Annotated in this window: 12 protein-coding genes and 1 riboswitch; of the genes, 8 read left to right on the top strand and 4 right to left on the bottom strand. The window is 44.5% G+C overall.

Annotation, left to right across the window (positions count from 1 at the left end):
* The first annotated feature begins 4 nt into the window (after positions 1–4).
* Positions 5–367 (top strand): CoA-binding protein, encoded by a 363-nt coding sequence (locus tag KIT51_11740; protein UYN85552.1) that lies wholly within the window; start codon positions 5–7, stop codon positions 365–367.
* A gap of 21 nt (positions 368–388) precedes the next feature.
* Here KIT51_11740 and KIT51_11735 read toward each other — a convergent pair whose 3' ends face one another.
* Positions 389–895 (bottom strand): hypothetical protein, encoded by a 507-nt coding sequence (locus tag KIT51_11735; protein ID UYN85551.1) that lies wholly within the window; start codon positions 893–895, stop codon positions 389–391.
* 57 nt (positions 896–952) lie between these two features.
* Positions 953–1,102, bottom strand: coding sequence for a hypothetical protein (locus tag KIT51_11730; protein ID UYN85550.1), 150 nt, complete (start codon positions 1,100–1,102; stop codon positions 953–955).
* A 136-nt stretch (positions 1,103–1,238) separates the two neighbouring features.
* Here KIT51_11730 and KIT51_11725 point away from each other — a divergent pair, with 136 nt between their 5' ends.
* A complete protein-coding gene (locus tag KIT51_11725) occupies positions 1,239–2,198 on the top strand; it encodes a polyphosphate kinase 2 family protein (GenBank protein ID UYN88573.1) in 960 nt (319 codons plus the stop codon).
* Between the two features lie 2 nt (positions 2,199–2,200).
* Here the strand turns inward: KIT51_11725 and KIT51_11720 are convergent, their stop codons facing one another.
* On the bottom strand, positions 2,201–2,341 hold the full coding sequence (locus KIT51_11720) for a hypothetical protein (protein ID UYN85549.1): 141 nt from the start codon (positions 2,339–2,341) through the stop codon (positions 2,201–2,203).
* 132 nt (positions 2,342–2,473) lie between these two features.
* On the opposite strand from KIT51_11720, the gene gyrB reads away from it, so the two are divergent.
* A complete protein-coding gene (gyrB, locus tag KIT51_11715) occupies positions 2,474–4,429 on the top strand; it encodes a DNA topoisomerase (ATP-hydrolyzing) subunit B (protein UYN85548.1) in 1,956 nt (651 codons plus the stop codon).
* A 66-nt stretch (positions 4,430–4,495) separates the two neighbouring features.
* Complete coding sequence (ppk1, locus tag KIT51_11710; protein UYN85547.1) at positions 4,496–6,622, top strand: polyphosphate kinase 1; 2,127 nt, start codon at positions 4,496–4,498, stop codon at positions 6,620–6,622.
* Position 6,623: 1 nt separating this feature from the next.
* On the opposite strand, the gene KIT51_11705 is transcribed toward ppk1, so the two are convergent.
* Positions 6,624–7,562, bottom strand: coding sequence for a phosphatase (locus KIT51_11705; protein UYN85546.1), 939 nt, complete (start codon positions 7,560–7,562; stop codon positions 6,624–6,626).
* Positions 7,563–7,622: 60 nt separating this feature from the next.
* Positions 7,623–7,739: riboswitch (SAM riboswitch) on the top strand.
* 55 nt (positions 7,740–7,794) lie between these two features.
* Between KIT51_11705 and KIT51_11700 the strand changes: the two genes are divergently transcribed.
* The 4 genes from KIT51_11700 to metF all read left to right on the top strand — a co-directional run bounded on the left by KIT51_11700 (position 7,795) and on the right by metF (position 12,757).
* On the top strand, positions 7,795–8,799 hold the full coding sequence (locus KIT51_11700) for a homocysteine S-methyltransferase family protein (protein ID UYN85545.1): 1,005 nt from the start codon (positions 7,795–7,797) through the stop codon (positions 8,797–8,799).
* Positions 8,800–8,858: 59 nt separating this feature from the next.
* On the top strand, positions 8,859–8,996 hold the full coding sequence (locus KIT51_11695; protein ID UYN85544.1) for a four helix bundle protein: 138 nt from the start codon (positions 8,859–8,861) through the stop codon (positions 8,994–8,996).
* A 12-nt stretch (positions 8,997–9,008) separates the two neighbouring features.
* A complete protein-coding gene (metH, locus tag KIT51_11690; protein ID UYN85543.1) occupies positions 9,009–11,714 on the top strand; it encodes a methionine synthase in 2,706 nt (901 codons plus the stop codon).
* An 86-nt stretch (positions 11,715–11,800) separates the two neighbouring features.
* Positions 11,801–12,757, top strand: coding sequence for a methylenetetrahydrofolate reductase [NAD(P)H] (metF, locus tag KIT51_11685; GenBank protein ID UYN85542.1), 957 nt, complete (start codon positions 11,801–11,803; stop codon positions 12,755–12,757).
* Positions 12,758–12,787 lie beyond the last annotated feature (30 nt).

The following is a 12,787-nucleotide window of genomic DNA, read 5'->3' as shown; positions in this document are numbered from 1 at the left end:
GAAAATGAAAACGGTAATTATCGGGGCAACCCCAAATCCATCGCGCTATGCTTTTATAGCGGCCGGTATGCTCACGGAATATGGGCACGAAATCGTACCTGTTGGAATTAAGAAAGGAGAGGTTTTCGGGAAGCCTATTTTAAATATGCGGGAGCAGCCGGAGATTAGTGATGTTGATACCATTACGCTTTACATTGGGCCGGATCATCAACCCGAATGGTATAATTACCTCATCGGCTTAAAGCCAAGGCGAATTATTTTCAACCCAGGCACTGAAAATCGTGAGTTTGAACAATTGGCTATCAAGAATGGTATAGAACCCATTGAAGCCTGCACCCTGGTTATGCTGCGTACAGGCCAATATTAATGGTAATGCAATCCAATAATCTCACCGGACAGGCTCATTGTCTTTTTGAATAGCAATGACGGAGACACACACAATTTTCCATTCACCGTTTACTTTCTCCATTACTCTTACCTCTGCTTGTGGTGGCCTGTTGGTATCGTCCGAAACTTGCTGCGTGAAACGGATATACGCCATGTTGCCATGTATTTTAATATGATGCCAGTCCCGTTTAATATTGGCGCTGGAAGGTTTGGAGGTTTTGAAATAATTACTAAACCCTTTATTAATTTCATTCCATCCTGAAAACGAATTCACATCCGTAGTATCGGCAAACGACCAAAAAGCATACGGCTCATGCACCCACAAATTGGCCCATGTTTTCTGATCGATTTCAAAAAATGCTTTTGTTTCCTTTTCGATGATTGCTTTAATAGCGGCTTCATCGTTGCCTTTGACAACGGGCTGGGATTTGCCTTTTTTATCTTGCGCGGAAAGGTTCAGGCAGGTGGCACCGACCAGAAAAAGCAGGAGGTATACGGAAAGTTTCATAGCGTTAGGGTTGCGGTTAACAATCTGTTTTATGACTACTGTATTAATTCGCACGCTTTAGAAGGCAACCGGAGTATCTACGGGGGTAGACAACTCCTGCATCATGTCAACTAATCCTGCAATAATTTTTCGGATAACCCCAACGGCAACAAAACTCAGTGTTAAGTAAATAAGCAGGAAATCAAGCTTTTTTATGGCCAGTTTCATAGGTTTTTGATTAGGTGACTATAAGTTAATGAAATAGGCCTGAATAGTCAAATCAAAACGCTGGCCAGGTTATGATGTAAATCATATCCGAAAAACCGTTTTAAAGATTACCTTCATGAGCATAATCCCTGACACCATGTTATCCGATGAAAAACTTATAAGCGTGAAGAAGCTTTACGCAAAGCCTGGTAAGAAAATAAGCCTGAAAGACTTTGATACTAAATACACGGGCAAGCAACTCAACCGTAAGGAAGCCGAACAGTTGCTGGAAACCGGCCGAAAGCATTTGGCCGAAATACAGGATAAACTATATGCCCACAACCAGTACAGTGTGCTTATTATTTTCCAGGCTATGGATGCTGCCGGTAAAGATGGTGCAGTAAAGCACATCATGTCGGGGTTTAACCCATTGGGGGTAAAGGTGTATAGTTTTAAAGCGCCTAATTCGCATGAGTTGGATCATGATTTTTTCTGGCGTCACAACCTGGCTTTGCCAGCACGTGGAGAGATCGCTATTCATAATCGTTCACACTATGAAAATGTGCTTGTAACGAAAGTCCATCCGGAATGGATACTGAACGAAAATATTCCGGGTATTGATTCAATAAAGGATATCAGCAAAGCATTTTGGGAAATGCGCTACAAACAAATTACCCGCTTCGAAAAAAACCTGGCGGAAAACGGAACCATCATTCTTAAATTCTTTTTGCATGTTTCTAAAAAGGAACAGAAAAAGCGTTTCCTTGAACGGATAGATGACCCATCAAAGAACTGGAAGTTTTCCTTATCTGACTTAAAGGAAAGAGCGTATTGGGATGACTATCAGAAGGTATATGAGGAGGCCATCTCGGAGACATCCAAAGAGCATGCTCCCTGGTTTATTATTCCTGCTGATGATAAATGGTATGCCCGTTTAGCCATTGCCGCAATTATTTACCGCGAGTTTGGAAAGTTAAAGTTGAGTTATCCAACCGTTACGGATTCTCAAAAAGCTGAACTCCAGAAGGCCAGGCTTCATTTGATGGCGGAGAACGGAAATGAAAAAGATAAATCCCAAAAGAAGAGTAAAAAGGTTAGGCTTGTAACCCCTGATTAAAACTAATTTTGATTGGGTTGATCAACTTCTTTTTCCACTGTATTCAGGTGAACGATCGTTCCCTTTTTTCGTAGTACTTCAGCCAGTTGAATCAAACCGTTATTCCTTCCCATGCGTTTCAGGGGTTTTGAGGGTTTAGTCATCTCAAATCAGGGGGATTAATTTTAGGCATATTTTAAGTTCAAAATAATGTTAGTTTTTTAGCCCTTAATTACCTGATTTTCTTACGTTTTACGGTCAAAAAGCCTTAATTTTGAAGGTTCTAACCAAGCATCATGACGGAAAAAAAGAAGAAAGGCGCGGATGACTATTCGGCCAGTAATATTCAGGTTTTAGAAGGATTGGAGGCAGTTCGTAAACGACCTGCCATGTACATCGGTGATGTAAGCACCAAAGGACTTCACCACCTCATCTGGGAAGTGGTGGATAACTCCATTGATGAGGCATTGGCAGGTTATTGCGATGAGATACGGGTAACCGTAAATGAGGATAATTCGGTGTTGGTTGAAGATAATGGCAGGGGTATACCTACCGACATGCACGCCAAAGAAAAACGTTCGGCCCTGGAAGTGGTCATGACTGTTCTCCATGCCGGTGGCAAGTTCGATAAAAACACGTACAAGGTTTCGGGGGGGCTTCACGGTGTGGGGGTTTCCTGTGTTAACGCCCTATCGGAAGTTATGAAGGCCACCGTTTACCGCGATGGTAAAATCTGGGAGCAGGAATACCGCAGGGGCGTGCCCCAATACCCGGTTAAAGTGGTAGGCGAATCGGACCGCAGCGGAACTTCTGTAAAATTCCTTCCCGACAAAGAGATTTTTATTGTAACCGAATATAACTACGTAACCATTGCCTCGCGTTTACGCGAACTGGCCTTCTTAAATCCGGGTATTCAAATTTTCCTTACCGACTTACGCGAGAAGGATGAAGAAGGAAACCCGCGCACCGATAAATTTTATTCTGATGGCGGATTGCGTGAGTTTGTTGCTTACATTGATTCTACCCGTGAAAAGCTAATACCCGAACCAATTTATATTGAAAATGACAAGGGATCAATTCCGGTGCAGGTTGCGCTTAGCTACAATACCTCGTTTAGTGAAAACCTGGTTTCGTATGTCAATAACATCAATACACACGAAGGGGGAACGCACGTAGCAGGTTTTCGCAGGGCGCTTACGCGTACCTTGAAAAATTATGCTGATAAATCAGGCCTGTTGGATAAAGTCAAGATCGAGATCAACGGTGATGATTTTCGCGAAGGGCTAACTGCAGTTATTTCTGTAAAAGTAGCCGAACCTCAGTTTGAAGGGCAAACCAAAACCAAACTGGGCAACTCCGATGCGATGGGAGCAGTTGATCAATCGGTAGGGGAAGTGTTGCAATATTACCTGGAAGAACATCCGCGCGAAGCAAAGCTGATTGTCAGCAAGGTTATCCTGGCGGCCCAGGCGCGCCACGCAGCCCGTAAAGCGCGCGAAATGGTGCAACGCAAAAACGTTTTGACCGGTACCGGGTTGCCCGGCAAATTGGCCGACTGCTCAAGCACCGACCCGGGCATATGTGAACTTTACCTGGTGGAGGGTGATTCAGCCGGTGGATCAGCCAAGCAGGGGCGAGACCGTAACTTTCAGGCTATACTTCCGCTCAGGGGAAAAATATTGAACGTTGAAAAGGCGCAGGAGCATAAAATATACGACAACGAAGAGATCAAGAATATCATTACAGCATTGGGTGTTTCTTTCGGTACTGCCGAAGATGGAAAGGCGCTTAACCTGTCAAAACTCCGTTACCACAAAGTAATCATCATGACGGATGCCGATGTAGATGGTAGCCATATCCGCACATTAATCCTGACATTCTTTTTCAGGTATATGCGTGAGTTGATTGAGAATGGGTATGTATACATTGCCTTGCCTCCATTATACCTGGTGAAGAAGGGTAAAGAAGAACGCTATTGCTGGACTGAGGAAGAACGCGATGCCCTGGTAAAGGAACTGGGCGGAGGGAAGGATGATTCCGTTAACCTGCAGCGCTACAAGGGATTGGGAGAAATGAACCCCGAACAATTATGGTCCACTACCATGGATCCGGCCCGAAGAACGCTTAAGCAGGTAAGCATTGAATCGGCTGCCGAAGCCGACCACTTGTTCTCGATGCTAATGGGCGATGAAGTTGCCCCCCGCAGGGACTTTATTGAGAAAAACGCCAAGTACGCGCGAATCGATATTTAATAATTTTTTAACCTTTTTAAAGCTGCAACCTGTGCCCAGCGTGCCAACTTGCGGCAGTACCATGCTATGAACGACCCCGTAGCGATAAAAGACAATGTAACCAGCCGGATTGACGAGAGCCGCTACATCAGTCGCGACCTCAGTTGGATACAATTTAACTACCGTGTTTTGGATCAAGCCAAAAACACGAACCGCAATATTTTCGACCGCTTAAAGTTTTTGGGTATAACCTCCTCAAACCTGGATGAGTTCTGCACCATTCGGTTAGGTAGTTTATACAATTACCTGGATTACGGGAAGGAGCGATTCGATTACAGTGGTTTGCGCGAAGAACCTTTCCGGAAATTGCTACTGAATGCCTTGCGTAACTTTGTGCAGGATCAGCACGAATATTTTGTTTATAAACTAAAGCCTCTGTTTTCAGCCAACGGCTTTTCGATTTGCCCGTATGCCGACTTATCGGTCCAGCAAATGAAATTGGTGAACGATTATTTTAACCGCACCATATTTCCCATGCTTACCCCCATGGCGTTCGATTCGTACCATACCTTTCCGGTATTGAAAAATAACCGTTTGCTGTTTGGGGTAGTTACCAAAGTGGCTGGCGAAGGGCAGGAACAAAACAGGGTTTCGTTTATCCAGGTGCCCAGTAATATTCCCCGCTTCTTTGAGTTGCTTGATGAAGATGTATTCCGCTTTGTTCCGGTAGAAGAAATTATCCGTAGTAACATCCATCACCTCTTCCGCAATGTGGAGATCCAGAGCATAAACCTGTTTCGCATAAACCGCAACGGTGACTTTACCCTGGATGAAAGTGATGATATCGAATCCAATTTCCTGGAGGACCTGAAGCAAAAATTGAAAACCAGGCGAAGCGGAAGGGTAGTGCGCATGGAAATACAAGGCGAAGTGGACCCCTGGATGGTGCGCCTTCTCAAAATCCAGTGGGACATTGATGACCATAATATTTTCACCATTCCCACACAAAGCCTTATGGACCTGGGGGGGCTTTCACAAATCATAGGGCACTCCGAGTTTAAAGGCCGAAGGGCACCGCTTCCACAACCGATTCTTCCACTCAACTATCCGGAAGATGCCTCATCAGGATTATTCGAGATTTTAAAAGACCGCGATATTTTACTTCATCACCCGTATAATTCCATGGAACCCGTGCTGGAGTTATTGGAAAAGGCGGCTGAAGATCCCGATGTGCTCTCCATTAAAATTACGATATACCGGGTAGCTAAAGAATCGCGTGTTACCAATGCTTTGTTACGTGCTGCCGAAAATGGAAAACACGTTGCAGTTCTGTTTGAGGTTAAGGCACGCTTTGATGAAGAAAACAACATGCGGGAGGCGCAACGGCTTCAAAAGGCAGGTTGTTTTGTTATTTATGGCGTAGGTAGTTTAAAAACCCATACCAAACTTATGCTTATTGTGCGTAAGGAAAAAAACGACCGCGTTTACCGGTATGTCCATCTTTCCAGCGGCAACTACAATGAATCAACCTCGCGCCTATACACCGATATTGGTTTACTGACTACAAAGGAAATATACGCCAACGATGTTTCAGAATTTTTTAACGTAATCACGGGGCATTCCTATCCAACAACGTACCGCAACCTGATCACCTCACCGCGCGATATGCGCATACAGTTGTGTAACCTCGTTAAACGTGAAGCCGAAAATGCCAGGCTTGGGTTGCCCGCGGGCATAGTAATAAAAATAAATTCGTTGCAGGACAATGAATTTATTGATGAGCTTTATGCAGCCTCGCAGGCAGGTGTTACCATCAAGCTGGTGGTAAGGGGTATGTGCTGTTTGCGCCCTGGCCGTATTGGTTTAAGTGAAAATATCCAGGTAATATCTATTGTTGGCGAGTACCTGGAGCATTCGCGCATTTATTATTTTCATAATGCTGGCGATCCGAAAGTCTATATCGGAAGTGCCGATGCCATGGTGCGCAGTTTTGACCGCAGGATCGAATCATTATTCATGCTGGATGAAGCCATTCTGAAAAAGCAAGCCATGAATATCCTTCGGTTCAACCTGAAGGATAACGTAAACACTTACATTATGCAGGAAGACGGAACGTATACACTGAAACAGACCGATGGCGATGATCCTTTTAACGTGCATAAAGAATTTTACCATGTTTCGAAGGAACTGGTAAAAGATGTTCAGCTATTTTGATTTATAACCTTAGGATTTTCCTTCCCTTCGATTGATCTTCGGTGTTGGCGAATTCGATTCGTTTCTGGCTTGAATTCTTTTTGAACAGGTGGAGCATAATGCCATCTTTCAGGCCAACCTCAGGTACCTGTATATATTTGGCATTGGCCCATTCCATAACCTTAATGTAAATGTTACTGGCCGGTACAATTACATCGGCACGGTCGGGGTTCATTTGCAGTTTATAAATACGATCCTCAAGGGAATGTTGCTCAACCATTTCTTTGATCTCAATAACCTTTTTTAAGGACATTTGCCGGTGCGGCTTCAGTTGGGCCAGGTCAAAAATCTTACTGATGTTACCGCCCGTTCCGATAGCGGTAACTTTACCGTAGGCGCTCTTTACATGGGTCTTTATCCATTTTTCCATATCGGCCCACATAACGGGCGAGTCGTGATGCTCGAGGATGCGTACAGAGCCTATCTTGAATGAACGTGTATTGATTTTTTTGCCGTGCACATACAGGTTTAATTCGGTACTGCCTCCTCCCACATCAATGTGCAGGTAGGTGGCATCCGACAGATACGATATAATGGCCTGGTTGATGTATTCAGCCTCTTGCTTACCGTCAATAATGTTAATGGAGAGCCCTATTTCGTCCTCTACTTCCCGAGCAAGCTCCGGTCCGTTTTCTGATTCGCGCATGGCTGAGGTGGCGCAGACCATATAATCATCTACTTCGTACAGCTCGGTAAGCATTTTGAACACGCGCATCAGCTTTTTGAATTTTTCGATACTCTTGTTACTGATCCGGTTCAGTGTAAATACATCATGCCCCAGGCGAAGCGGGAAGCGTATGTATTCCATTTTTTTGAAGATTACGCGATCGTCTTTATCGAGAACTGAGGAAACCTGGAAACGTATGGCATTAGAGCCAATATCAACAGCGGCTAATTTCATGTAGCACAAAAATACGCCTTTGCCTTTTTCTTTTTAAGTACTTCTTTCGTTTCTTTGACCCACTTATCCAGAAAGACCGAGGGATTGGGCCCTTTGACGTCTTAGCATCCTGTTCAAACGATTGTTTAACGTTGTGCTAAATCCCAGGCTGATCGTAGCAGCAGCCGAAGATAAGTAACCCACCATACCGGGCTCTCTGGATAACGATGTGATGTAGTACATGTAGGGAGCTATGAAAATCGAAGACATTTTAAAAGAACGGATACTCGTGCTGGATGGTGCTATGGGTACCATGATTCAGCGCTATGCGTTGGAAGAGGATGATTTCCGTGGGGCACGTTTGAAAAACCACCCTCATCCGCTAAAGGGCAACAACGATTTACTCTCGATAACCCGACCGGACATAATACAGGACATCCATCGAAAGTACCTGGAGGCTGGCGCTGATATAATTGAAACCAATACCTTTAGCAGTACCAGTATTGCTCAGGCCGACTACCATTTGGAAGCCCTGGCTTATGAACTGAATTTTGAGTCGGCCAGGATCGCCAAAGAAGTGGCTGCTGAATTTACAGCATTAAGTCCTGAAAAGCCCCGCTTTGTTGCCGGTGCACTCGGGCCAACCAATAAAACTGCATCCATCTCCCCGCAGGTAAACGATCCCGGGTTCCGCGCCATTACGTTCGATCAATTGGTGGATGCGTATTATGAACAAACCAAAGGCCTGGTGGAGGGTGGGGCGGATATTTTACTGGTTGAGACCATTTTTGATACCCTCAATGCAAAGGCTGCTTTGTTCGCCATACAAAAATATTATGACGATTCAGGTATCACCTTGCCCGTCATGGTTTCCGGTACCATTACCGATGCAAGCGGCCGAACGCTTTCGGGGCAAACTACCGAGGCATTTATGATTTCAGTGTCGCATGTTCCATTACTCAGCATCGGCCTCAACTGTGCTTTAGGGGCAAATCAACTGCGCCCGTATCTGCAGGTAATGGCAAAGGAGTCGGAGACGTTTGTAAGTGCTTATCCCAATGCTGGGCTGCCCAATGCGTTCGGACATTACGATCAGTCAGCGGAAGAGATGGCTTCACAAGTTGAAGAGTACTTAAAGGAAGGATTAGTCAATATAGTTGGCGGCTGTTGTGGCACTACACCGGATCACATAAAGAAAATCGCAGAAGTAGCGATGAAGTATAAACCTCGTGTCAGTTTGTTGGCCGATAGTAATTAGTCGATAGTCGATGGTCGATAGTAATTAGTTTATAGATTAATCGTAAACCAAAAGGTTATATGGCATTTAAGTTTGAGAATCTTAAAGTGTGGCAAAGGTCAATTGAACTCTCGGGAGTTTCGGAGTTGACAGAGAAATTTCCTGGAAAGGAAATGTTTGTTCTCACCCCTCAAATTCAACGCCATTGCTCTAAATAGTATTAAAGTAAAATGAGCTATCGACCATCTGCCATCGACTATCGTCTAAAATTAAGTGGACTTGAACCGTTAACGGTAACCCCCGCTTCCAACTTTGTCAACATCGGTGAACGTACCAACGTAACCGGGTCAGCTAAATTCCTAAAGCTGATTAAGGAAGATAAGTTTGATGAAGCGCTGGAGGTAGCGCTCGACCAGGTGCGGGGCGGGGCACAGGTGATTGATGTAAATATGGATGAAGGCATGCTTGATTCACAGGCAGCTATGGTTCGTTTTCTTAACTTGATGGCTGCCGAGCCGGAAATTGCACGTGTGCCGGTGATGATTGACTCCTCCAAGTGGGAGGTAATTGAGGCAGGTTTGAAATGTTTACAGGGTAAAGGTATTGTGAACTCCATCAGTCTGAAATCCGGAGAAGGGGAGTTTATCAGACAGGCCAAATTAGTCAGGCGATACGGTGCAGCCGTGGTTGTAATGGCATTTGATGAGCATGGCCAGGCCGACACCTTTGAACGGAGGATTTCCATCTGTAAACGTGCTTACGATATATTAGTGGGACAGTTGAAGTTTCCACCCCAGGATATCATTTTCGATCCAAACATTTTTCCGGTTGCCACCGGTATTGATGAGCATAAGAACTACGCACTTGATTTCTTTCGTGCAGCCAAATGGATACGGGAAAACCTTCCGCATGCGCATGTTAGCGGAGGAGTAAGCAATGTGTCGTTTAGCTTTCGGGGAAACCAGAAAGTGCGCGAAGCCATGCATGCGGCTTTTCTGTATCACGGTATTCAGCACGGTATGGATATGGGTATCGTAAATCCAACCATGTTGGAAGTATATGACGAGATTGACAAAGAATTACTGGAACGCGTTGAGGATGTATTGCTGAACAGGAGGGACGATGCCACCGAACGCTTGCTTGAGTTTGCCGAAACGGTAAAAGGTTCAGCCAGGAAAAAAGAAGCTGACGATTCGTGGCGCAAGGGAACGGTTGAGGAGCGGATCACGCATGCCTTAGTGAAAGGTATAATCGATTTTATCGATCAGGATACAGAAGAAGCCCGGCAAAAGTACGCCAAACCACTAGATGTTATCGAGGGTCCATTAATGGCTGGTATGAATGTAGTGGGCGATCTGTTTGGTTCAGGTAAAATGTTTCTTCCGCAGGTAGTAAAAAGTGCGCGCGTAATGAAAAAGGCAGTAGCTTACCTGGAACCGTTTTTACAGGAAGAGAAAATAAAAAGCGGTCAGGTTGGTAAACCGGCTGCCAAAATTTTAATGGCTACCGTAAAAGGCGATGTTCACGACATTGGTAAAAATATAGTGGGCGTTGTACTGGCCTGTAACAATTATGATGTGGTTGATTTAGGCGTAATGGTTCCTGCCGATAAAATACTGGAAGCTGCACGCAAGGAAAAAGTGGATATCATCGGGTTGAGCGGGCTAATCACCCCTTCGTTGGATGAGATGGTACACGTTGCCAAAGAAATGCAACGCGAAAAATTTGAATTGCCCCTGCTTATTGGCGGGGCTACAACATCCCGCATCCATACGGCTGTTAAAATCGATCCGGTGTACGAGGGCCCCGTGGTATATGTACTCGATGCCTCACGCAGTGTACCGGTGGCCAGTGAACTTATCAGCGAAACGACTCGTAAAGAATTTAAAAACAAAGTAAAAGAAGAGTACAGGAAGCTGCGTGAAGAGCATGAAAACAGGAGGGAGTTGAAAAATTACATCTCCTTAAAAGAAGCCCGTAAAAACAAAACTAAAATTGACTGGAATGCATTCGTTCCGGTTAAGCCTTCGTTCTATGGAAAGAAAGTTTTGCTGGACTATCCCCTTGATGAATTGCGAAAGTATATCGACTGGACACCGTTCTTTCAAACCTGGATGTTGGCCGGTCGCTACCCGGGAATTTTAGAAGATGCCGTTGTTGGTGCTGAGGCGAAGAAACTGTATACTGATGCGCAAAACATGCTTGATATCATTATTAAAGAGAAAAGTCTTAAGGCCAATGGGGTGGTGGCGTTCTACCGCGCCACCTGCGATGGTCATGAAGATGTGAAACTATTTAGTGATGATGCGGCTGAGCACTCTTTTGCAACCCTTCATTTTCTGCGGCAGCAAAACAAGAAGGCACAGAACCTCCCCAATTTTTCATTGGCTGATTTTATTGCTCCCGCAGATTCAGGTAAGCGCGACTACATTGGCATGTTTGCAGTAACGGCCGGAATCGGATTGGAGAAGCTGATTGAAAAGTATAAAGCTAATCATGATGATTATTCCGAAATCATGGCTAAGGCATTGGCCGATCGGCTTGCAGAAGCGTTTGCCGAATGCCTCCACGAGCGGGTGCGGAAGGAATACTGGGGTTATGCAAAGGATGAAAATCTTGCCAACGACCAATTGATTGCAGAAAAATATCCAGGCATTCGTCCGGCACCGGGTTATCCCGCTTGTCCCGATCATACCGAGAAGCGAACGATTTTTGAAATACTGGAAGCCGAAAAAGAGGCAGGTATTAAATTAACCGAATCCTGTGCAATGTATCCAGCCGCTGCTGTAAGCGGGTATTATTTCTCCCATCCGGAATCAAAATATTTCGGGCTTGGAAAAATCGAAAAAGATCAGGTTGAAGAGTATGCCGAACGGAAGGGGATAAAGGTAGATGATGTGGAGCGGTGGCTCTCACAAAACTTGTCTTATAACTAAGTCAAGTTGAAGATTAATAAATTTTGAAAATTTGAAAATGTACTTTACTTATTAAGAAATTTTCAAATTACGTTATATACAGAAATATGAAAGTAACTGAACATTTAACAAACGCAAACGGAAGAACATTATTCACCATTGAAGTACTGCCCCCGCTTAAAGGCGAAAATATCCGCTCGTTGTTTGATCACATGGATCCGCTGATGGAATTCAAACCCTGTTTTGTTGATGTTACCTACCACCGTGAGGAGTATGTCTATAAAAAACGGGAGAATGGTTTACTGGAAAAAAGATCAACACGAAAACGGCCAGGTACTGTAGCATTGTGTGCCGCTATTCAAAACCACTATAAGGTAGATACCGTGCCGCACATTATCTGTGGCGGATTTTCGAAAGATGAAACCGAGAATGCATTAATCGACTTACATTTTTTGGGCATTGAAAACGTATTGGTGTTACAAGGCGATGGCATTAAAAACGAAGGCCGCTTTGTGCCCGAACCTGATGGGCATAAGTATGCCTCGGAATTGTTGCAGCAAGTGGCCGATATGAACAAAGGCGTTTACCTTGACGAAGAATTATTAAACACCACACCCACTAATTTTTGTATTGGTGTTGCTGGCTATCCCGAAAAGCATTTTGCTGCCCCAAATCTTAAAACCGATTTGAAATACTTAAAGCTTAAAGTTGATTTAGGAGCTGAGTACATTGTTACCCAAATGTTCTTCGATAATAAGAAGTATTTTGATTTTGTAGATAAGTGCCGTGAGGTAGGCATTACCGTGCCTATAATACCGGGTATTAAACCCATTACCACCAAAAACCAGGTAAGTGTGCTGCCTACCATTTTTCATATCGACTTGCCGGAGGCGCTGGCCGATGAAGTAGAGAAGTGTAAAGACAATGCGGCTGTACGCCAAGTGGGTGTTGAGTGGGCGGTAAAGCAATCGAAAGAGTTAATCAAGGCGGGGGTGCCCACACTGCATTTTTATTCCATGGGCAAGTCTGACCCGATTTATAAAATTGCCAAAGAACTGTTTTAATACCTCACGTACGAATTATAAAATCCTTTA

This window comes from Cyclobacteriaceae bacterium (genome assembly GCA_025808415.1).
In the GTDB taxonomy this organism is placed as follows: domain Bacteria; phylum Bacteroidota; class Bacteroidia; order Cytophagales; family Cyclobacteriaceae; genus UBA2336.
Note: the sequence above shows the minus strand (reverse complement) of the source record. Positions and strands in the feature narration are given on the sequence as shown.